Below are 20,347 nucleotides of genomic sequence, written 5' to 3'. Positions count from 1 at the left end.
ATTGACAGCAGAAACTCGGCATTGCTATAAAATGCCCACTTGTTGAAATCGTGATCGCGTCTCTGATTGCGCATCGATGTCCTGTTAATTTCGTATACAGTCAAGGGGTGAAGTGTGAATAAATCCGAGCTGATTGAAGCCATTGCTGCGTCTGCCGACATTCCCAAGGCGGCTGCAACACGCGCTCTCGACGCGATGATCGAGTCCGTGTCAGACAGCCTGAAGAAGGGTGACTCTGTAGCACTGGTAGGGTTCGGGACTTTTGCGGTGAAAGAGCGCGCAGCGCGTACTGGCCGTAACCCGCAGACTGGCAAGCCGATCGAGATTAGCGCTGCCAAGGTGCCGAGCTTCAAGGCAGGCAAGGCGCTCAAAGACGCGGTGAACTGAGTTTCGCTCCGTCGCGCGGGCCGATGTTCCGGCGTCCATGGAAGACTTAGGTTTTCCAGTCGGTGAGAGTCCGCAAAACATAAGCGCATCGCCTCAGCGATGCGCTTTTTTATTGTCGTGCTGCAAGAGCGAACCTTTTGCAGAAAGGATAGCCAGTGTTCGTGCACGGATGCGCCGTGGTGGCATGGCGGTGTACGATACGCGCGCGACACATGGGTAATCGACATGCGAGGACAGCATGCTGCAACGAATTCGTGAGGGCTCCCAAGGGTGGGTGGCAAAAGTCATCGTGGGGGCCATCATCGTGACGTTCGCGCTTTTCGGCGCGGAATCCCTGGTCAGTTACTTCTCGGCAGGTAGCAACGATGCGGCGACGGTCAATGGTGAATCCATCAGTCGTCAAGCGGTCGAAACGCAAGTGCAGCGCGGTATTCGTTCGGGGCAAGTGCCGCCCGAACAGGAGCGGCAGTTTCGCGGTCAGGTGCTCGATCAGCTGATTCGTCAGCGTACGCTGGACCAATACGCGAGCGAGGGCGGGCTTCATATCTCGGATAGTCAGCTGGATCGATTGATCGTCTCGCTGCCCGAATTCCAGGATCAGGATGGTCGCTTCTCCGACGAACTATTCACCAATCGACTGGCGCAGGCCGGTTACACGCCTGCCTCCTTCCGTCGCGAACTGCGCGCAGACACGCTGCGCCGGCAGGTTCAGCAGGGGCTCGCGGCATCAGCCTTTCTGTTGCCGTCGGAAAAGGCGCGATTGGCATCGTTGCAGCAGCAGCAGCGGACGTTCCGCTATGCGGCATTGACCGCCGCGGATCTCGAACAGCCCGTCACCCCGAGCGATGCCGATCTCCAGCAGTACTATGACCAGCATCAGGATGATTTTCTTCGTCCGGAGCAGGTCAAGGTCAACTATCTGGTATTGAACCAGGAGGACGTGGCCAAGGATGTCGAGATCACCGACGAGCAGCTGCGCCAGGCCTATGAACAGGCCAAGGCCGCGGCCCCGCGTGAGGTTTCCCATATTCTGGTGACGTTCGGCGACGACCGGACCGAACAGGAAGCCCGCGACCGCATTGCCGAAGTGCAGCAGCAACTCGAGCAGGGAGCGGATTTTGCCGCGCTGGCGCGTGAGTATTCGGATGATTCCTCGTCTGCCGGCGACGGGGGCGATCTTGGCGCGATCCAGAAAGGATTCTTTGGCGACAGCTTCGATGACGCCGCGTTCTCGCTCGATCCGGGGCAGGTGTCCCAGGTCGTGCAGACTCAGTATGGCCTTCATCTCATCAAGGTGACGGGCATCGACATTCCTTCTTTCGAGGAGGATCGCGAGACGCTCGCCCGGCAAGTGAAGCTCGAGCAATCCGAGTCGCTGTTCAACGAGCGGGTGCAGAAGCTGACCGACGATGCGTATCAGGCAGACGATCTCGAGTCGGTCGCCGACGAGATGGGATTGACGGTTCAGACCAGCGACTGGTTTTCTCGGGATGCCGGTGGTGAGGGCGTACTCTCCAACCCTGATGCTGCCGCTGCTGCGTTTTCCTCGGATGTGCTAGAGGATGGCTATAACAGTGACGTCATCGAGACGGACGACCAACAACGTGTCGTGCTGCGCGTCGTGGACCATCGTGAGGCGAGCACGTTGCCGCTCGACGAGGTTCGCGACCAGGTCATGGCGGCGGTCAAGGGCGAGCAGACTCAGCAGCAGTTGCAGAAACGAGCGGAAGAGGTATTGGCGACGCTGCGCGACGGGGATGCCGTGTCGGGACTCGACTGGCAGCAGGCCGATAGCGTGACTCGCGATGCCGATAGCGTACCCGCGTCGATTCTGCAGGAAGCTTTCCGTCTTTCCCGCCCGCAGGCCGACACCGTCACCTGGGGGCAGACCGAAAGGCAGAACGGCGTTGCCATCGTCGGCCTCGAGTCTGTCACGGCAGGCGATACCAGTTCGGACGATGCGGATTTCGTGACACGCCTGGCGCAGCGGCTGCAAGCCCAGATCGCCATTCAAGGCTTGACCCAGACGTTGGAAGAAGAAGCCGACGTCGAGCGTCACTGACGCATCGAGGCAGGGCGGGGCGTTAGTCTGGGTTGACCGGCCCGTCACTACGACCTTGCCCGACTCTTGTTGCTCTCCTAGGCTGAACGGCATATCTACCGTTGGCCAGGAGGGTTTTTCATGACCGTCACCCGATACTTCGTACTGCGCGAGATCCCCCATGGATTACCGCAGCCGAATCAATTCGCTATCAAAGAAGAGGCATTATCGGATCTGGCACCTAACGAAGTGCGCATCCGCAACCACTGGCTGTCGGTCGATCCCTACATGCGCGGCCGGATGAGTGGTGTCACGACCTATGTCGAGCCCTACGCGCTTGGCGAGCCGATGTCTGGTGGCGCCGTGGGAGAAGTCATCGCCTCCCGTCATCCGCACTTTCAGCAGGGGGACCGGGTTCGGCATATGGCCGGTTGGCGGGATGTCGCTCAATTGCCCGGAGAAGAGGTCGAGCCGCTGCCGAAGTTCGACGTGCCGGAACAGGCTTACCTCGGCGTGCTGGGAATGCCGGGCATGACGGCCTGGACCGGGCTCAACCTCATTGCCGAACTACAGCCACAACAGCGCGTCCTCGTGAGCGCGGCTTCGGGCGCCGTGGGCTCGTTGGCCGTGCAGCTCGCCAAGGCGGCGGATTGCCATGTCGTCGGCGTTGCTGGCAGTCCGGCCAAGTGCGAGTGGCTGGAATCGATGGGCGTCAAGGCAGTCAACTACCGGGGCAAGGATGTCGACGCGCTGACACAGGCGCTTCACGAAGCCTCTCCCGAAGGGTATGACATCTACTACGAAAACGTGGGTGGTCCTCTGCTGGAGGCGGCGCTCGCCAATCTTCGCGATCATGCCCGCATTGCGATCTGCGGGATGATCGACCGTTACAACGCGACAGGGCCGTCGGGTGGTCCCGGCAATCTCAACCAGCTGCTGTTTCGCAAGGCGCGCATGGAAGGGTTCATCGTCGGCGAACATTGGAGTCACTATCAGACGTTCCTGGAGCAGGTGGCCCCTGAAGTCGAGCGCGAGGCGATCCGTTACCGCGAAACTGTCGTCGAGGGCCTGGAGCAGATGCCTGACGCCTTTCTGAAGCTTTTTTCGGGAGAGAACGAGGGCAAGATGCTGGTCCGCCTCCCCTGAACCCGACAACGTCAGCGATGGGGAGGGCGCCTACCGAGTGGCGCGCTCCCATTCTGCCAAAATGCTGAGCGCCTGTTCGCGATCATCGCTGCATAGCTGTCTGTCGTATTCGAATTGATGGCAGACGGCCGGACGCCGAGGATCGCCAAACAACCGGCACAGATTGTTTTCGTCCAGCTGTACGCAGCGCTCCCCGGCGGGTTTGCCGTTGGGCATGCCGGGGATGGGCGAGGTGATCGAAGGCGCGATGCAGCACGCGCCGCAGCCGGCTCGACAGCTCATCGTGTCTTCCTAATTTAGCGTCGTCGTACCGCGGCTCTCGGCGAGCGCACCCTTGTCGATCCCTTCGAATGCCTGCACCCGGATATGCGCACCGATGGATTGCGCAATCTGATTGGCCAACCAGGTCGCGATGTTTTCGACGGTCGTGGGCGCAGGCAAGATGTGACAGCGCTCTTTCGGCAACTGGAGCTGAAACTGCCCTTGGCCGGAGCGGTAGCGAACGCGCATGATCTCATCGTTGCGGCGAGGGTCGACGATATCGGCGTCGTCGACGAGATACCCGTTGTCCAGACGTTGCGCCCAGAACGCTTCTAGCTCCGGATCACGTTGGCCGTCGCGCCAGATTCTCAGGTGCGAGCGGTGACCATGGGCGATGCGCTGGCAGTTCCCCTTGTGGTGCTTGAGGCCATGGCTGTAGCTATAGATCGCGCCATCGGCCAGTTCCTCCCGCAGACGAATGCGGATCGCCTCGACGCGAGGTGGCGGTCTTTTGCTGAGCTCGTTACTGAGATGTGCTCCCAGCCGCTCCGCAGTGATTTCCCCCCACGGGAACAGCGTGAAGCCTTGGCGCGGAGCGCGCACCTCGAAGGGGAAGGGGAGTTCCGCCGCCATGTGCAGCCCTTCGCTGCACTCCTCGATCCTGACGCCCGCCGCCTGGGTTGGCACGAGCAAGGTGTGGTCTAGGCCGGCGTCGAGACGTGACTTGATCCAGGGTTTGACCTCACCGAAATCGAACAGCATGCCGTCTTCCCCCAGTTCGCCGTCGAGTTCGACATCGACGTGCCAGCTGGCGCCGCTCAGGCCGCGTTGGGGTGACCAGATCGAGGCGTCGATATTGGTCAGGTTGTTCACGAACAGGGTCATCAATCGATTCCTGCAATCTTGTGGGTCTGCAGCGACAGTCGCCATTGAGGATGGCGCATGCAGTACTCGACCGTCGCCTCCATCGGGCTGCCATCGGTAACGATGGCGCCTGGCGCGAGATCCATCGGCTGCAGAAAGAAATGGGTGAAATTCAGTCCAGCGAACGTTTCGGGGTCGACGCCGGCCTGGGGATAGACCAGCTTGAGCTCGTTGCCCCGGGTCTGGCGCAATGCCGTGTCGCCTTTCGGGCTGACGCAGATCCAGTCGATGCCGTCGGGTGCCTGAATCGTGCCATTGGTCTCGACGGCGATCTCGAACCCTCTGGCATGCATGGCGGCGATCAGCGCCGGGTCCAGTTGCAGCAGAGGTTCGCCACCGGTGAAGACCACATAACGCGTGAAGTCGCCTTGAGCAGGCGTCGGCCAGAGTTGTTCGAGATGTGAAGCCAGGCCGTCGGCATCGTTGAATTGGCCGCCATTCTGGCCATCAGTGCCGACGAAGTCGGTATCACAGAAAGTGCACTGGCTGGCGGCACGGTCCCGTTCCCGACCCGACCAGAGGTTGCAACCGGCAAAACGGCAGAAAACACTGGCGCGACCGGCTTGGGCGCCTTCCCCCTGCAGGGTGTAGAAGGCTTCTTTGACGCTATACATGCAAGTTTCCGTTCTGGGCTGTCAGACTCGACGCACTGGATGTCGACGACATTCTAGGCGTTACCTTTGGCGCCAGGTCTTGCCTGGCATCAGGTCTCGTCGCGAGATTGTCGTGAGATTCGGATATCAGCGTTTGGCATACGGCAGTGGGTCCGTCTTTCCCTGGCTGGCAAACGCAGCGAGCCGCTCTCGACAGCTGCCGCATTCGCCGCAAGCGGTGGCTTCGCCCAGGTAGCAGGTCCAGGTTTGGGCGTAATCCAGGCCCATCTCGATCCCGTCGGCAAGAATCTGCGCTTTATCGCTATGCAAATATGGGGCTTCGATCCTGACGGCCTCGAAGTTGGCGATGGCGGCCACATCGTTCATGCGTTCGACGAAAGCCGGGCGACAGTCGGGATAAAGGACGTGATCGCCGCCATGGGCGCCATAGAAACAGATCGGTGCCCCGATATTGACGGCATGACCGATCGCCAGAGACAACAGGATCATGTTGCGATTGGGGACCACGGTATCGGCCAGATTGTCCTCGGCGTAGTCAGCCTTGGGCATGGCTCGATCGCTGTCGGTCAGCGCCGAATTGCCGATCAACTGATGAATGGCACGGATATCGACGATTCGGTGCGAGACACCCAAATCGCTGCATACCTGGCGAGCGACATCGAGCTCGCGAGCATGGCGCTGACCATAGTGAAACGATAGCGCATGGACGTCATGGCCCTCGCGCAACGCTCTATGCAAGACCGTGTAGGAGTCCATGCCGCCGGAATAGATCACGACGGCCGGTCTGGACCTAGTCTGGGAAGTCGAGGATGTCATGCTGTCAACCTATAACAAGCAAGCTGTCTGGAACTTGAAGTGATGGAAGGACGGCCGACGCGGCGTACGATCACGTCGCGAAGGCGCCTCTTTCGCCGACCAGGGGGGTTAGAAAGCGTTGTCTCAGCGTCTCTCGGGACAATTCCTGGGCGAGCAGATGAATGAGCTTGCAGTGGGCTGCTTCCGGCGTCATGTCATCGCCGGACAAAATGCCGATTTCCTCGAGTATTCGACCAGCGGCGTAGGTGCCGAGATGGACGCCGCCGAAGGGGCATTGGCTGATGGCGACCAGCACCTTGCCTTCCGCGCTGGCGCGGGCCAGCACACCGAGTAGTGCTTCGTCTTCCGGCAGATTGCCGCTGCCCCAGCACTCGATCACGACGCCCCGGATGCGGTCGTCATCCAGCCATCGATCCACGTCCTGAGCACGAATGCCCGGCCACAAGGTCAGGCGAACGACCACCGGCGTCGGGCCGGTGGCCAGTTCGAAACGAGGAGCACCCTGAATGCCACTGCAGCGTGCAGCGTAAATGACCGGGGCGTGATCCACTATTTCGCCCAATAGCGGCCAATTGGGGCTTTCGAAGCCCTGAGCGTCCTGAGTGTACCATTTTCGTGTCCGGCACCCTCGCATCAGGCGATTTGCGAAACTCACGCAGACTTCTCGCAAGTCGGTTTGTGTCGCGAACATCAACGAGGCTTCCAGATTGTCGAGTGCATCGCTGCCCTCGATACCCAGTGGCTTCTGCGAACCCGTGACGATGACCGGTTTGGACAAGCCTTGAAGCTGAAATGCCAGACTGGACGCACACCAGGCGAGGGTATCGGTGCCGTGAAGCACCACGAACCCGGCATAATCCTGATATCGCTCGGTGATCAGCAGTGCCAGCGCAGCCCAGTCTGCTGGCGTGGCACTGCTGGAGTCGATCGGGCGAGGCGTCTCCCAGACCGTGTATCGGGGAAGTTTGCCCTGTCGGTCGGGCGGCAGTGTCGACAGCGCTGCCGCCATGCGGGAACCGAAATCGCCGGCGGCAACCAGGCCGCGGTCGCTGTCGCGCATGCCGATGGTGCCACCGGTGTAAATCACCAGAATAGGGAGAGGGGCTTGGTCGTTAGCTGTGAGGCACATGGCTGTCTAGAGATCGTGACCCAGGAGGACCTGACAGATCGACGAGAAGGTACGTGCTTCCGGCGGGTGGTTCAGGTCGACGCCCAATGCTCGGCTGATATTGGAGGCCGAGATGATGCCGCGGATCCTGCTGCCGCCGCTGCCGTCCGGCTCGGTAATCAACACGTGCTGATCGCCCGAAGACTTCAGCGTTTCGACCAGATCGCCGACGCTGGCATGGGAGATCTTGGCATACGAGAGCGAATGCAGCTCGCTGCGCGGGGTCTGGATCATCTCTGCGGTGACTTCGTCCCGGCCGATCTGGTGTTTCTGCATCGCCAGTGTGATGCGACGCCCGCCAATCAGTTCGCGGGCATTGACCACGCCGGTGAAATTGCCGCTGGCATTGACCAGCATCAGCAGGCGTACCCCGGCCTGCTTCATCGTTTCCAGCGCTTGCGCAATAGAGCTCCCGGTAGGCAGGGTATACGGATGACTGACGCTGAAATCTGTGACCAGCATGGTGGCGGAGCTTTCCAGCGTCACGGATTGCGTCTGGGTTACCGGCTGTACAATGCCGCTGACACCATCCAGGTTTTCCAGGGTCAGCGCCGAAAAATGGACCTTTGAAGGGTGAAGTGTGTTGGCCATCGAGAAATCTCCAGCAAGCCAAAATGTTGAAATCGAGATTGGGAGGTCAGGTCCGAAACTGGATTGAAGCGTTACAGATACTGACGTAGATCGCCGCGCACGCTGTCCAGGAAAGTGATGAAACGAGTATCGCGTTCGTCGTCCTGACGATCGATACGGCAACCCAGTTTCATGGTCTTCTGGACCAGAAGTTCGTCGTAAATGTCCAGCGTGACCTTTTTGGTGCTCTCCGCGGAGGGGGTGATATCGCCGTCTTCTAGGGTGAAGGTTTCGAAAAGTGTGGCGCGAACTCGCGTCGTGCCACCTTCGGCCAGCACGCGACGCACGAACAACCAGCCTTCGCAGGCGAAATTGTCGCCGTTTTCACGTTGACGCTGGAACACCGTGCGATAGCTCGCTCCCTCTTTCGCGGCGCGATCCGCCATGCTGCGATAGGCTTCGGTAACGCGAGACGCCATCGCACCGGTATCCGCCAGCTTGCGCAGTGCCGCCTGGTGTTCGCGCCCCAGTTGTTCCTGGCGCTGAAAACGCTGCCATAGGCGATAATTGGCATGCAGGGAGTTCGCGTCCATGTTGTCTCCGGATAGTGGCGAATAGTTCGGTGGCCTATGATCGCTTAAATGGCGGCTACCTGACCACCCACGGTTCGCCTTTCCCCACACCGGCGGAGCGAAAAAAGAAGATCAGTCAGCGCTAAAGTTTACGGATCATCGGCCGATCAGGAAATCAACATACTAAAGTGCGCCTAAATCGGCGCCTGCTGTCGTGATCGGCGTGTTACAAATTGCGCCAGGCAAAGAGAGGTTATATGGCTTCCATATCGTCACTAGGTATCGGTTCCGGACTGGATCTGAGCGGGTTGCTCGATGACCTGGAAAGCGCAGAGCAGGAAAAGCTCACGCCGATCGTCTCGCAGCAGCAGAGTTACAAGACCAAGCTGTCGGCCTTCGGTACGCTCGAAAGCTCGTTGACCGCGTTGCGCGACGCGGCAACCAAGTTGAGCGATCCCGAGACGTTTACCGCGGTCAAGAATTCGATGACCGGCGATGCCGTGACGGCCAGCACCACCGGCGATGCGGTCGCGGGTCGCTATCAGGTCAGTGTCTCGCAGCTAGCGCAGTCCCAGTCGGTAGTATCGAAGGGCTACGGGCTCGAAGACTCTCTGAAAATGTCTGGCACGCTGACTTTTAGCGTTGGAGAAGATAGCTTCAACGTAGAAGTGGCGGATGGCGACACCCTGGCGGATCTCCGCGATGCGATCAATGCTAAAAAGGGTGGGGTGAGCGCCACGATCATCAACGACGGAACGGCTTCTCGCTTAGTGCTTTCGTCAACCGAAACGGGAACTGACTCGGTGATGTCGGTTAAGTCGGCAGCCGACGGGGATGCGTTAGATCAGGCCTTTGGGTTTACAACGGCTGTCTCGACTGACGAGGCGACGGGCGAAAAGACGACGACTTTTACCGCTGCTTCCGGTGGTGCTATGGAAGAGGCCGTTAAATCGCAGAATGCTGAATTGACGGTCAACGGTATCGATATCACCAGTCAGTCCAATACGGTCGAAGATGCCCTTCAGGGCGTGACGTTCAATCTGACCTCGACCACGGAAAGCGCAGAGACGCTTAGCGTATCCAAGGATACGGCTTCGATGACGAAGGCCGTCAAAGCCTTCGTCGATGTTTACAACAGTTTCCAGAGCACCGCCGACAATCTGACCTCCTACGATTCCGAGTCGGATACCGCAGGGACACTGCTGGGCAACTCGACCATGCGCAGTATCGAATCCCGGTTGCGCAGCGTTCTCAGCTATAGCGATAGCGAGGGTACGTTCTCGATGCTGTCGGATCTCGGGATCGAGCGGCAGTTGGACGGCACGCTGGAAATCGACGACGACAAGCTCAGCGACGCCATTACGAACGACAGTGATGCCGTCAGCCAGTTTTTCTCTGGTGCCGATGGCGAGAGTGGTCTGGTCGCCAGTATCGACGACACCATGGGGTCGATCCTCGACGACGGCGGCTTGCTGCAGACTGCCACCGACGGTATCGATACCACGCTCAGCAGTCTGGATGATCGATATACCCGGATGCAGGAGTCCATCGACGCCACGGTCGAGCGTTATCGCACGCAGTTCGCCAGTCTGGATTCGCTGGTGTCACAGATGAATTCGACCAGCAGTTACTTGACTCAGCAGTTCGATGCGTTAAGTGCGCAGCTCAACCAGTAATAGGCCATGATGATGATGAATTCTCGACGAGGAGCAGGCGCCTACGCGCGGGTTGGCGTCGAGTCGGCGGTCATGTCCGCCGATCCCCACCAATTGATCGTCATGCTTTTCGATGGTGCGCAAGCAGCCATCAATAGCGCCCGTCTGCATATGCAGGATGGGAACCGTGCAGCCAAGGGGGCCGCTATCTCCAAGGCGATAGACATCGTCAATAATGGTCTGGCGGCAGCGCTGGACCATGAGCGCGGTGGGGATATCGCTGCCAATCTCGGTCAACTTTACGATTACATTGCGCGACTGCTGTTGCAGGCCAATCTGCGTGACGATATCGCCAAGCTGGATCAGGCGGCGGCATTGCTCGACGATATCGGTTCCGGCTGGCGCGAGCTTCGACATTCGTCGGCCGAATTGGCTGGAGGAGTGTGATCGTATGGCACCAGGCTCGCCAGTGATTGATCAGTATCGTCAGTTGCTTGAAGTGTCGACCCAGATGCTGGATCTGGCACGTGAGCAGCAGTGGGAGGCTCTCGTCCAGTGCGAGGCGGGCTACCTGGTGTCTTTGCAGCGTGTGAAGTCTCTGGATCATGAGCAGTCGCTGAATGGCTCGGAGCTTGAGCAAAAGCGCGATTTGCTCGAACGGATTCTGGAGCAGGATGCAGAGACTCGCCGCATGCTGGAGTCACGCCGGGAAGAGCTGAGCCATCTCATCGGAAGCTCGCGGCGGCAGCAGGCGCTGGGGCAGGCGTATCAGGCGGGACGAGGCAGTATCGCGTCGCGCCTGCGTGCGGTGCCAACCGATGAGCGACCGTGAGCGGCATCACGCCGATAATCGATACCCTGCTGCATCAGGTTCTCGGCAGGCGGGTCGACACGCCGGTTGTCAGGGATCAGCCACTGCCGGTTTCGGCGACGGCGTCGACGGATGCCATCCAGCCGGCACGTAGCGACTCGAGATTGCATCAGCAGGGCGGAGAGAGAATTGCCCTCATGCCCTCTGGCACGGGGCGTGAAGGCGTTGCTCAGCCACCGATGGCGCCAGGGTTGGCAAAGGTCTCTTCGGCCCAGTTGCACTTGAGTAACACCGCGACCGAGATTGCCGATATTCTCTCGCGCTTTCCTGCGACTCAAACCCCCTCGATTCGGCCGCTAATGTCGCTTATGGCCCATCCGGTAGAGGGGCCCGACATGCTGGCGGCGGCGCTTTCACAGAGCGTCCGGGAAAGTGGGGCTTTCTATGAGTCGCATCTGTTGCGCTGGATGTCCGGTCAATATCCTCGTGCCTCGTTGATGCGTGAGCCCCAGGCCTGGCTGAGCCTGACTTTTCGACCTTTTACGCCAACTTCTTTGCTGACGAGTTACGGTTTTCCCTTCGCCGCAAGCGATGGTCGAGCAGCGCCTCGGCCCGGCGCTTCGTCCGGGGCGATGACCGGGTCGAATACCAGCGCTCAATCCGCCCTGTCAGCGAGCGTGGGCCGTGGGGGTGATGCTCTCACCGCTTACATGGTTTCCAACCGAGGCTTGCCGTCCGTCGCGCGGAGCGGTGCTGCCGGGGAGTGGGCGCCCTCGGTGAGGGGGATGGCGGAGGAACCATCTTCGCTTTCGATGACGCGCGCCCACCAGTTATCGCAATCGCCATCGGATACGCTGCAATCGCTGGTTCGGCAACAGTTGGAACTGATCGCGGCACCCAATCTGCGCTGGGAAGGGCAGCTTTGGCCCGGCGTGTCCATGACGATGATGCTGACCGAGCTGCCGCGCGAGAGCGTTCATGACGACGCCGGCGGCTCTGCCGGTCGGTCCGAGCAAGAGGAGGGCGCCAGCGACTGGCGCGCCGAAGTTCAGGTTCGTCTGCCATCTCTGGGCGTTATCGATATCGTCTTTATGACTCGTCGCAATGCCGCGCTGCAGGTAGAGGTCAAGCCTGCCGAGGAGACAACCCGGGTTCAGCTCCGTCAGGAGTTGATACCCATGCGCGAACGGTTGGCGTCACTGGGAATGAGCGTGGAGCTGATAGTAGGAGAATCGGAGCATGAGTGACGACGATAGCGTGTCCGACTCTCGGCGACGTGCGGTCGCTCTGGCTTATAGCGGCGAACGCACGGATGCGCCACGGGTGGTTGCCAAAGGCTACGGGAATCTGGCTGATCGTATTCTCGAGCTCGCCAATCAGGAAGGGGTCTTCGTCCATGAGTCCCCTGAGCTGGTCGCTCTCCTGATGCAGGTCGACCTGGACGCCCGTATCCCTGAGTCGCTCTATCAGGTGATAGCAGAGTTGCTGGTGTGGATCGGGCAGATCGATCGCTCGATAGCATCTGCGGCAGACAAACAACGTTGATTTAGGCCTGCAGGATTCAACGATCGAGTATCTCAATGTATCCCTACGCTTTAACCCCCCTGTGTAACGTACATGTTCTTACATGTGATGTAATTTTGATATTTATCCAGTAATAACAATGTGTTATATGGGCATGGGTTCCGATATGCGAGATCAATCCGTTACTTAGATACAAATTTGGTTACGGAGCTTGATTTTTTTCATCAAAAAGTCGCAAACTAGCTCCATCATAAAGAGCTGATGTGGCCGATGGCTGCAGGCAGATGAAGCATCCGGTCAACGGGTGCCAATAAGACGATACGCAGGGAATCCAAGCATGCACTCGAATAGTCTTCTGGATGACATCCAGGATCTCAATCTTTCCTATCTTCTGCTGGTTCAGCGCCTGCTGAACGAAGATCGCGAGACGGCCATGTTTCGACTGGATCTGAATGCGGATCTGGCGGATGTCATTGGCAGGCTGTCGATCAAGCAGTTGACTCAGCTGTCGCGTAGCAACCAGTTGCTTTGCAACTTGCGCTTCACCGATGCGGACCAGCTGAATCTGTTGATTCACAATCCGCGTGCGCAAGGGCTCGAGCAGACTCATGCCTCGCTATTGATGGCGGGCGCGAGCCATGCCCGGTCTTCTGTTCAGCAGAGGAACTGAGTCATGGCAGATAAAAGTCTCGTTGCGGAAATGCTCCAGGTCCAGCTGGCAATTGAATTGATCGAGTTGGGTGCCCGCTTGCAGGTTCTCGAGACAGAGACCGACCTGAGTCGCGGCCGTTTAATCAAGCTGTACAAGGAAGTCAAGGGGATGTCACCGCCCAAGGGAATGTTGCCGTTCTCTGCTGACTGGTTCATTACATGGTTGCCGAATATCCATTCGTCGCTGTTTTACAACATCTATCGTCGCCTCAATGAAGAGTTGGGGTGCGAGCGGATGCCGGCCTTCGTCAAGGCTTACCGCCTTTATCTCGAACAGGTCGAACTCGATGGCGTGGAGCCGACTCTGGGTCTGACGCGTGCCTGGACGCTGGTGCGTTTTTTCGAGAGCGATCTGCTGCAGTTATCCCGATGCAAGGGATGTCACGGCGACTTCGTGGCACACGCGCATAGTCCCGTGCACGATTATGTCTGTGGTATCTGTCAGCCGCCGTCTCGCGCAGGCAAAACGCGCAAGGCCAAAGAAGTGGCTAAATCGGCAGGGCGTACCTTCATTCCCGTGGAGGTGCCGCTGGCTCGTCGCCTGGCGGTCTAGTCCAGCGATGTCTTCCCAAGGCGGGCCATCATGGCCCGCCTTTTTTGCCTTTGCGGTTCCCATTCCAGGCATGAGCATGATGTCGGATTCGTCGCACTATTGTCGACGAATCACGCTTTTCTGATATTTCTACCCTCAAGAGCAGAGGTCCCGCTGCCGATACAGTTATCAGGTTTGCCACGCACTGTATTCGGGAGCATTTCCGTGCTGATTCTATTGGGCTACATCATCGTTTTGGGTAGTGTGTTCGGTGGCTATGTCGCCATCGGCGGGCACCTTGGTGCCCTGGTGCAGCCTGCCGAGTTCGTCATGATCATCGGCGCTGCACTTGGGGCTTTCGTATGCGCCAATAATGGTAAGGCGATCAGGGCAACGCTGCGTTCATTCTCGAAGCTCAAGCGCACCAAGCGCTACAACAAGATGATGTACATGGAGCTGATGGCGCTTCAGTACCGGCTTCTGACCAAAGCGCGTCGCGATGGCATGCTGGCGATCGAGCGAGATATCGATTCGCCGCAGGACAGCGCCATTTTTGCGGATTATCCCAAGATTCTGTCGGATCCCATGATCATGGCATTCCTGACCGATTATCTGCGCCTGATGGTCAGTGGCAACATGGATCCGTTCGAAATCGATGCGTTGATGGAACATGAAATCGAGACCTTTCAGCATGAGGCAGAATTGCCGTCGCATTCACTCGCTGCGGTTGGTGACGGCTTGCCGGCCTTCGGGATCGTTGCTGCGGTCATGGGTGTCGTCCATGCGCTAGGGTCCGCCGACCAAGGCGCCGCCGTAATGGGACAAATGATCGCCCAGGCGCTCGTGGGAACCTTCGCCGGCATTCTGCTGGCTTACGGCTTCGTAACGCCTATTGCTCACCACATCAACCTTCAGGTAACTGAAGCGACCAAGATGCTGCAATGTATTCGCGTGACGCTGATGGCCAGCCTCAACGGCATGGCGCCGCAGTTGGCGGTCGAATTCGGTCGCAAGGCACTGTTCACAGCAGTCAGACCTTCGTTCAGTGAACTCGAGGAGCACGTGCGTTCGAGCGGTCAAACCTTGAGAAGTACGGGGACGGATAACTCATGAGTGCCGGTAGTGAACGGCGCCCCATCATCGTCAAGCGCAAGCGCGTCCGGGCAGCCGGGTATCACAGCGGTTCATGGAAAATCGCCTACGCGGATTTCATGACGGCGCTGATGGCTCTGTTCCTCGTGTTGTGGATATTGTCCACCGTCAACGATCACGAACTCGAAAGTATCGCCGAATACTTCCGTACCCCGTTGGCCGTCGCCTTGACGGGTGGGGACAAAACGACAGCGAGCACCAGTGCTATCCCGGGTGGCGGTAAAGACCCGACCAAGACCGAGGGTGAAGTGCGCCGTGTGAGCCCTCATGAGCAGACACGCCCTAGCGATGAGCAGCGTGACTTGCGCTTCCTGCGCGATCGTCTGGAACGCGTAATCCAGAATGACCCGCAGCTTCGCGAGCTGCGCTCGCAGCTGCGTATGGATTTTTCGCCGGAAGGACTGCGAGTGCAGATCGTGGACAGTGACAAGCGGCCGATGTTCGAACTCGGTAGTGATCGGCTGGAGCCCTACATGCAGAAGATACTCCGGCGGATCGCACCGGTGCTCAACGAAATGCCCAACCCGATCAGTATCAGTGGTCACACCGATAACCTCCCTTATGCCGGGGGGGAGAAGGGATACAGCAATTGGGAGCTTTCCGCCGATCGTGCCAATGCCTCGAGACGTGAGCTGGTGGCCGCCGGTCTTTCTCCCGACAAGTTGTTGAGAGTGGCGGGCATGGGGTCGCGCGTCACACTCCCGAATACTCGCCCCAGCGATGACGTCAATCGGCGTATCAGCATCGTGGTGCTGGACAACCGGGCGGCCAAGGCAATAGAACAGCAGGAACAAGCGCCGCTCTCCGAAAGCGTGCCGATGCCCGCCGAGGAAAGTGAGGTGACGGCGGCCGGGCAGATTTCAGTGGACTGACGCAAACGCGTTCACGCCCTTATTTGCGGGCTTCTATGGCAGGTGCTCATGGATATTTCAGATTTTTACGAGACATTCTTTGAAGAAGCCGAAGAGCTGCTGGCGGATATGGAGCGCCTGCTGCTGGATCTCGATGTCGACGATCCGGATGTCGAGGATCTCAACGCGATCTTTCGCGCCGCACATTCCATCAAAGGTGGCGCAGGTACCTTCGGATTTACCGTCCTGCAGGAGACGACCCACCTGCTCGAGAACTTGCTGGACCATACTCGGCGTGGCGAACTCAGTCTGCGGCGCGATATCGTCGACACGTTTCTGGAAACCAAAGATATGCTTCATGACCAATTGGATGCCTACCGTAATGGCGGCGAACCCGATGCCGAGGCGTTCGAACGGATTTCACGTGTCCTGCAGCAGATAGCGCTGGATGAGTTGGGTCAGCAGAAGGCGGTAACCAAAGCAACAGCGGAACCGGCCGCCGAACCGGCACCTGCGCCGACGCCTGAGGTCGAGGCTCCTTCGCAGCCTGCCGATGAGCAGGCGACTCAAGATGGCGCAGAGAACGCAAAGCGGCGGCTATCGATCGCTTTGATCGGCGTCAATGACAAGGATCGCGCCCTGCTAGTGGAAGAGTTGCAGCATTTCGGCACGATCGTTTCGCAGTCGGGGGATGCGCAGCGCTACCAGGTGTCTCTGGAAAGTGCCGAGTCCCAGGATGATATCGAAGCCGTTCTCTGCTTCATCATCGAGCCGGAGCAGCTGTCTATCGAAGTCGACGGCAGCACCTCTCCCGGCGCTGGTAAGGAGGCCCCGGAGGCCTCGGCTCCTGCAGAGCGCGAGCCAGCCGAGGAAGCGCCAGCGCCGGTAAGCGAATCGGCAGCACCAGCAATTCCCGAACAGACCGCCAGTTCTGAGCCAGCCAAGGGGCAGGCCGCTCCGGCTCGTGCTGCCGGCAAGTCCGGTGGCAAGAGCGCCAAGGGCAGCGAGTCCAGCACGATCCGGGTGCCGGTCGACAAGGTGGACCAGATCATCAATCTGGTCGGTGAGCTGATCATTACCCAGTCCATGCTAGAGCAGACGGCCAGCGATCTGGATATCGTTTCTCACGGCCCCTTGGTCAACGGCATGAACCTGTTGCAGCGCAACGCGCGGGATCTGCAGGAAGCGGTAATGTCGATTCGCATGATGCCTATGGACTACGTTTTCAGCCGCTTTCCTCGCCTGGTCCGGGATCTGGCCGCCAAGCTGGACAAGGACGTCGAACTGGTGACGGAAGGCAAGTCCACCGAACTCGACAAGAGTCTGATCGAGCGAATCATCGATCCCTTGACCCATCTGGTGCGCAACAGTCTGGACCACGGGCTGGAATCGCGGGAGAAGCGGAAGGCCGCCGGCAAGTCGCCGACCGGGCGCCTTACCCTTTCTGCCCAGCATCAAGGCGGCAATATTCTGATCGAAGTGATCGACGACGGTGCCGGGCTCAACCGGGACAAGATTCTGGCCAAAGCGAGATCCAACGGCCTGGCGATCAGCGATACCATGAGCGACGACGAGGTCTGGCAACTGATCTTTGCGCCAGGTTTCTCGACCGCCGAGCAGGTCAGCGATGTTTCCGGGCGTGGTGTCGGTATGGATGTCGTGAAGCGCAATATCCAGGAAATGGGCGGGCACGTCGAGATCCTGAGCAAGCCCGGCGAGGGCACGACGACGCGGATCGTGCTGCCTTTGACGCTGGCGATTCTGGACGGCATGTCCATTCGCTGCGGTCAGGAAACGTTCCTGTTGCCGCTCAATGCGGTGCTCGAATCGTTGCAGCCTCAAGCCGAGGACGTCTACTCGATGGCAGGCGACGACCAGCTCCTCAAAGTCCGCGACGAGTATTTGCCAATCATCGCGCTACACCATGCCCTGGACGTGGTCGGCGCCAAGACCGAGCTGACCGAGGCCATCGCGGTCATCGTGCAGGGCGAGGGCCGCCGTTATGCATTGCTGGTCGACGACCTGATCGGCCAGCAGCAGGTGGTGGTCAAGAACCTCGAAACCAACTATCGCAAAGTGCCGGGGATTTCCGCCGCTACCATTCTCGGCGATGGCAGCGTTGCGCTGATTCTCGATATCGCCGATCTCCATCGTCTCGATAGGCGCAAGTCGCAGCAGCGCCACGAGACGAAACGCCAATATCTACAAGAGGTATCGCAAGTATGAGTCAGCAAGCGAGCACGGGTGTCCTCGTCAATGAAGCAGCGAGCAGCGAATATCTGGTCTTCTCTCTGGGCGACGAGGAATACGCGGTCGATATCCTGAAAGTGCAGGAGATCCGCGGTTACGAGAACGTCACCCGGATTGCCAACGTGCCCGAGTTCATCAAGGGGGTGACCAACCTGCGTGGGGTCATCGTTCCCATCATCGATCTGCGACTGAAATTCCATCTCGACAAGGTCGAATACGGCGGTCAGACGGTCGTAATCGTGGTCAATGTCGACGATCGCATCGTCGGTATCGTCGTGGATGGCGTCTCGGATGTGATGAGTCTGTCGCCGGATCAGATCAAGCCGGCTCCGGAATTCGGCGTCACGCTATCATCGGATTATCTCAGTGGCATCGGCAGTCTGGACGATCGCATGCTGGTACTGGTCGACATCGAAAAGCTGCTGACTCACGAAGAAATGCAGCTCGTTGAACGTACGGCGGAAAGTGCCTGACTTTCGATACAAAGAATGCATTATCGACCGCAGCTTCGGCTGCGGTTTTGTATCCAAGGAGCTTGCATCGATTTTTTTTAAGACTCTGCCTTAATAAAGATAAAGGTAATCCATCGGCGGGCCGATAAAACCTTTGCTGCGCTCAAAATTCCGCTTCACGAGGGACGAGCGTGGCACCTATCAAGCAACTTTTCGAGCAATTCGGGTGAGATGCCATGCTGAGTTTTCGCGAATGGACGATGCGGCGGAAGTTATGGACCACGTTGGGATTGATGTGGATCGGCCTGGTCATGGTAGCGGGCTGGTCGCTTTATTCCATGCGGGAAAACCTGCTGGAGCAGCGAGTCCAGAGCCTGCAGTACTTCATCGGTAGTGCCAAGCAACTGGTCGACAATTACGTCGACCAGTCGGAACGTGGCGAATTGAGTGAAGCGGATGCCAAGCAGCAGGCGCGCAATGCCCTTGCCCATCTAGGATTTGGTGCCGACGGCTACATTTTCGTCTTCGATTCCGATCTCGAGATCGTCGAGCATCCGAGGCGCGCGGTGGGAGACAGTATGCGGGATTATCAGGATCCCAATGGTGTCTATCTCTATCGGGACATGTTAGCTGCCGCCCAGCAACCCGAAGGCGGACTCGTCTCTTATGCCTCGCGTCGCAGCGATGGCGACGCCATGTACGACAAGCTCAGCTATGCCATGCGCGTGCCGCAATGGGACTGGCAGATCGCCACGGGCGTCTACATTGATGACATCGACGCCATGCTGATCGATGGGGCCGTGGTCTATCTAGCACTCATCGCAGCAATCGGCGGCCTGCTATCTCTCATCGTCGCCTGGATCATCCGCAACGTGCTTGGCCGGCTGGGAGGCGATCCCGGACATGCCCGCAACAGCATCCAGAAGATTGCCGAGGGAGATTTTTCCCAGGCATTGGTACTCAAGACGAAAGATACCGACAGCCTGCTGTTCGCGATAGAAAGCATGCGTCAGCGACTCTCGAGAACCTTTGCCGACATCCGCTCCAGCGCTGAATGGGTCAATGTCGGTGCCGGACAGATCGCGAGCGGCAATCAGGACCTGGCAGTACGCACCGACCAGCAATCCGCGGCCATTGTCGAGACGGCCTCCAGCATGGAGCAACTGACCCAGACGGTTCGTCATAACGCCGATAACGCCGAAGCGGTGACCCGAGCCGCAGCGCAGACACGTCAGCGCGCACAACAGGGCGGCGACATGATGCGAGATATCGAAACCACGATGTCGCACATCCAGGATGGCTCGCGTCAGATGGCGGAAATCGTCGACATGATCGACAACATTGCGTTCCAGACGAACATCCTGGCACTGAACGCCTCCGTGGAGGCTGCGCGTGCCGGCTCCGCCGGGCGCGGATTCGCTGTCGTTGCCGAAGAAGTTCGCAACCTGGCCAGCCGCAGCGCAGAAGCTTCTCGAGATATACGGACGTTGATTACCGGCTCGAGCGAACAGGTGGACAGCGGTGCCACGCTGATCGAACAGGCGGCGCGCACCATGGAGGAGATTGTCTCCTCTGTGACCAGCGTCAGCGGTCTGATGGACGAGATCGCCAATGCCTCGCGCGAACAGCGTAGCGGGATCGAACAGGTCAATCAGGCGATCACGGAACTCGATCAGGTCACCAGCCAGAATGCCGCTCTGGTACAGCAGACGGCCAATGCCTCGCAGTCATTGTTGAGTCAATCGCAAAAGCTCGAATCGACGCTGGAGCAGTATCGCGTCGCAGCAACCGACATTGATCGCAATACAGAGCTGGCGCAGTGGCAACCGAACGCTCACCCAGAGCGTCATGACGCTAAACAGCTCGTGTGAGCCGTATTGCCGCGGAAGGCTCAAGAGTATTTCCAATCG

The 20,347-nt window shown here is 59.0% G+C and carries 22 protein-coding genes; 15 read left to right on the top strand and 7 right to left on the bottom strand.

Translation table 11 applies throughout. The features are described from left to right. The first annotated feature begins 114 nt into the window (after nt 1–114). From hupB to DOM32_RS08025, 3 genes are all read left to right on the top strand, one after another. Nucleotides 115–387, top strand: a complete 273-nt coding sequence (gene hupB, locus DOM32_RS08035) for a nucleoid-associated protein HU-beta (protein ID WP_071230177.1) — start codon at nt 115–117, stop codon at nt 385–387. A gap of 238 nt (nt 388–625) precedes the next feature. After that, a complete protein-coding gene (locus tag DOM32_RS08030; protein WP_110633056.1) occupies nt 626–2,449 on the top strand; it encodes a SurA N-terminal domain-containing protein in 1,824 nt (607 codons plus the stop codon). Between the two features lie 120 nt (nt 2,450–2,569). Beyond that, nucleotides 2,570–3,574, top strand: coding sequence for an NADP-dependent oxidoreductase (locus DOM32_RS08025; RefSeq protein ID WP_110633054.1), 1,005 nt, complete (start codon nt 2,570–2,572; stop codon nt 3,572–3,574). Between the two features lie 30 nt (nt 3,575–3,604). Here the strand turns inward: DOM32_RS08025 and DOM32_RS08020 are convergent, their stop codons facing one another. The 7 genes from DOM32_RS08020 to DOM32_RS07990 form a co-directional block, all read right to left on the bottom strand. Further along, entirely contained in the window at nt 3,605–3,856 is a 252-nt protein-coding gene (locus tag DOM32_RS08020) for a YkgJ family cysteine cluster protein (RefSeq protein WP_110633051.1), read from the bottom strand. A gap of 9 nt (nt 3,857–3,865) precedes the next feature. Then, a complete protein-coding gene (locus tag DOM32_RS08015; RefSeq protein WP_110633047.1) occupies nt 3,866–4,720 on the bottom strand; it encodes a 6-carboxytetrahydropterin synthase in 855 nt (284 codons plus the stop codon). Further along, a complete protein-coding gene (gene queE, locus DOM32_RS08010) occupies nt 4,720–5,373 on the bottom strand; it encodes a 7-carboxy-7-deazaguanine synthase (RefSeq protein WP_110633044.1) in 654 nt (217 codons plus the stop codon). The genes DOM32_RS08015 and queE overlap by 1 nt, the downstream gene beginning before the upstream one ends. 126 nt (nt 5,374–5,499) lie before the next feature. Then, nucleotides 5,500–6,189: a 7-cyano-7-deazaguanine synthase QueC gene (gene queC, locus DOM32_RS08005; RefSeq protein WP_110633041.1), complete on the bottom strand. Its 690-nt coding sequence runs from the start codon at nt 6,187–6,189 to the stop codon at nt 5,500–5,502. Between the two features lie 70 nt (nt 6,190–6,259). Then, complete coding sequence (locus tag DOM32_RS08000) at nt 6,260–7,318, bottom strand: asparaginase (RefSeq protein WP_110633038.1); 1,059 nt, start codon at nt 7,316–7,318, stop codon at nt 6,260–6,262. Between the two features lie 6 nt (nt 7,319–7,324). Next, the gene (locus DOM32_RS07995) at nt 7,325–7,948 is read right to left on the bottom strand and encodes a CBS domain-containing protein (RefSeq protein ID WP_110633035.1); all 624 of its coding nucleotides are present in this window, start codon (nt 7,946–7,948) and stop codon (nt 7,325–7,327) included. 71 nt (nt 7,949–8,019) lie between these two features. Then, nucleotides 8,020–8,520 carry a hypothetical protein gene (locus DOM32_RS07990; protein WP_110633032.1) on the bottom strand — a complete coding sequence of 167 codons (501 nt, stop codon included), beginning with the start codon at nt 8,518–8,520 and terminating at the stop codon, nt 8,020–8,022. Nucleotides 8,521–8,807: 287 nt separating this feature from the next. Between DOM32_RS07990 and fliD the strand changes: the two genes are divergently transcribed. The 12 genes from fliD to DOM32_RS07930 all read left to right on the top strand — a co-directional run bounded on the left by fliD (nt 8,808) and on the right by DOM32_RS07930 (nt 20,308). After that, on the top strand, nt 8,808–10,175 hold the full coding sequence (gene fliD / locus DOM32_RS07985; protein ID WP_244179854.1) for a flagellar filament capping protein FliD: 1,368 nt from the start codon (nt 8,808–8,810) through the stop codon (nt 10,173–10,175). Between the two features lie 15 nt (nt 10,176–10,190). After that, on the top strand, nt 10,191–10,601 hold the full coding sequence (gene fliS, locus DOM32_RS07980) for a flagellar export chaperone FliS (protein WP_110633408.1): 411 nt from the start codon (nt 10,191–10,193) through the stop codon (nt 10,599–10,601). Between the two features lie 4 nt (nt 10,602–10,605). Next, the gene (gene fliT, locus DOM32_RS07975; protein ID WP_110633026.1) at nt 10,606–10,986 is read left to right on the top strand and encodes a flagellar protein FliT; all 381 of its coding nucleotides are present in this window, start codon (nt 10,606–10,608) and stop codon (nt 10,984–10,986) included. After that, nucleotides 10,983–12,212, top strand: a complete 1,230-nt coding sequence (locus tag DOM32_RS07970; RefSeq protein ID WP_110633023.1) for a flagellar hook-length control protein FliK — start codon at nt 10,983–10,985, stop codon at nt 12,210–12,212. The genes fliT and DOM32_RS07970 overlap by 4 nt, the downstream gene beginning before the upstream one ends. Further along, a complete protein-coding gene (locus DOM32_RS07965; protein WP_110633021.1) occupies nt 12,205–12,510 on the top strand; it encodes an EscU/YscU/HrcU family type III secretion system export apparatus switch protein in 306 nt (101 codons plus the stop codon). The genes DOM32_RS07970 and DOM32_RS07965 overlap by 8 nt, the downstream gene beginning before the upstream one ends. Before the next feature lie 316 nt (nt 12,511–12,826). Beyond that, complete coding sequence (gene flhD / locus DOM32_RS07960) at nt 12,827–13,159, top strand: flagellar transcriptional regulator FlhD (protein ID WP_071230193.1); 333 nt, start codon at nt 12,827–12,829, stop codon at nt 13,157–13,159. A 3-nt stretch (nt 13,160–13,162) separates the two neighbouring features. Then, a complete protein-coding gene (gene flhC / locus DOM32_RS07955; protein ID WP_071230194.1) occupies nt 13,163–13,753 on the top strand; it encodes a flagellar transcriptional regulator FlhC in 591 nt (196 codons plus the stop codon). Nucleotides 13,754–13,957: 204 nt separating this feature from the next. After that, nucleotides 13,958–14,845, top strand: a complete 888-nt coding sequence (gene motA, locus DOM32_RS07950) for a flagellar motor stator protein MotA (protein ID WP_110633018.1) — start codon at nt 13,958–13,960, stop codon at nt 14,843–14,845. After that, nucleotides 14,842–15,756, top strand: a complete 915-nt coding sequence (motB, locus tag DOM32_RS07945) for a flagellar motor protein MotB (RefSeq protein WP_110633015.1) — start codon at nt 14,842–14,844, stop codon at nt 15,754–15,756. The genes motA and motB overlap by 4 nt, the downstream gene beginning before the upstream one ends. 48 nt (nt 15,757–15,804) lie before the next feature. Beyond that, nucleotides 15,805–17,961 carry a chemotaxis protein CheA gene (gene cheA / locus DOM32_RS07940; RefSeq protein ID WP_110633011.1) on the top strand — a complete coding sequence of 719 codons (2,157 nt, stop codon included), beginning with the start codon at nt 15,805–15,807 and terminating at the stop codon, nt 17,959–17,961. Next, nucleotides 17,958–18,458 (top strand): chemotaxis protein CheW, encoded by a 501-nt coding sequence (locus tag DOM32_RS07935; protein ID WP_110633008.1) that lies wholly within the window; start codon nt 17,958–17,960, stop codon nt 18,456–18,458. Before cheA ends, DOM32_RS07935 begins: the two co-directional genes overlap by 4 nt. 215 nt (nt 18,459–18,673) lie before the next feature. After that, nucleotides 18,674–20,308, top strand: coding sequence for a methyl-accepting chemotaxis protein (locus DOM32_RS07930; protein ID WP_110633005.1), 1,635 nt, complete (start codon nt 18,674–18,676; stop codon nt 20,306–20,308). Nucleotides 20,309–20,347: the final 39 nt, after the last annotated feature.

Origin of the sequence: Salinicola salarius, from assembly GCF_003206135.1 — a bacterium.
Lineage (GTDB): Bacteria > Pseudomonadota > Gammaproteobacteria > Pseudomonadales > Halomonadaceae > Salinicola > Salinicola salarius.
The sequence above is the reverse complement of the archived record's forward strand: the minus strand, read 5'-3'. Positions and strand labels throughout refer to the sequence as shown.

Coding starts and splice junctions, on each gene's coding strand:
- DOM32_RS07935 (WP_110633008.1), top strand. CDS start 17,958: ATGAGTCAGCAAGCGAGCACGGGTGTCCTCGTCAATGAAGCAGCGAGC.
- cheA (WP_110633011.1), top strand. CDS start 15,805: ATGGATATTTCAGATTTTTACGAGACATTCTTTGAAGAAGCCGAAGAG.
- fliT (WP_110633026.1), top strand. CDS start 10,606: ATGGCACCAGGCTCGCCAGTGATTGATCAGTATCGTCAGTTGCTTGAA.
- flhC (WP_071230194.1), top strand. CDS start 13,163: ATGGCAGATAAAAGTCTCGTTGCGGAAATGCTCCAGGTCCAGCTGGCA.
- queE (WP_110633044.1), bottom strand. CDS start 5,373: ATGTATAGCGTCAAAGAAGCCTTCTACACCCTGCAGGGGGAAGGCGCC.
- DOM32_RS08020 (WP_110633051.1), bottom strand. CDS start 3,856: ATGAGCTGTCGAGCCGGCTGCGGCGCGTGCTGCATCGCGCCTTCGATC.
- fliS (WP_110633408.1), top strand. CDS start 10,191: ATGAATTCTCGACGAGGAGCAGGCGCCTACGCGCGGGTTGGCGTCGAG.
- DOM32_RS08030 (WP_110633056.1), top strand. CDS start 626: ATGCTGCAACGAATTCGTGAGGGCTCCCAAGGGTGGGTGGCAAAAGTC.
- DOM32_RS08025 (WP_110633054.1), top strand. CDS start 2,570: ATGACCGTCACCCGATACTTCGTACTGCGCGAGATCCCCCATGGATTA.
- queC (WP_110633041.1), bottom strand. CDS start 6,189: ATGACATCCTCGACTTCCCAGACTAGGTCCAGACCGGCCGTCGTGATC.
- DOM32_RS07965 (WP_110633021.1), top strand. CDS start 12,205: ATGAGTGACGACGATAGCGTGTCCGACTCTCGGCGACGTGCGGTCGCT.
- DOM32_RS08015 (WP_110633047.1), bottom strand. CDS start 4,720: ATGACCCTGTTCGTGAACAACCTGACCAATATCGACGCCTCGATCTGG.
- DOM32_RS07995 (WP_110633035.1), bottom strand. CDS start 7,948: ATGGCCAACACACTTCACCCTTCAAAGGTCCATTTTTCGGCGCTGACC.
- DOM32_RS07990 (WP_110633032.1), bottom strand. CDS start 8,520: ATGGACGCGAACTCCCTGCATGCCAATTATCGCCTATGGCAGCGTTTT.
- flhD (WP_071230193.1), top strand. CDS start 12,827: ATGCACTCGAATAGTCTTCTGGATGACATCCAGGATCTCAATCTTTCC.
- DOM32_RS07930 (WP_110633005.1), top strand. CDS start 18,674: ATGCTGAGTTTTCGCGAATGGACGATGCGGCGGAAGTTATGGACCACG.
- DOM32_RS08000 (WP_110633038.1), bottom strand. CDS start 7,318: ATGTGCCTCACAGCTAACGACCAAGCCCCTCTCCCTATTCTGGTGATT.
- motB (WP_110633015.1), top strand. CDS start 14,842: ATGAGTGCCGGTAGTGAACGGCGCCCCATCATCGTCAAGCGCAAGCGC.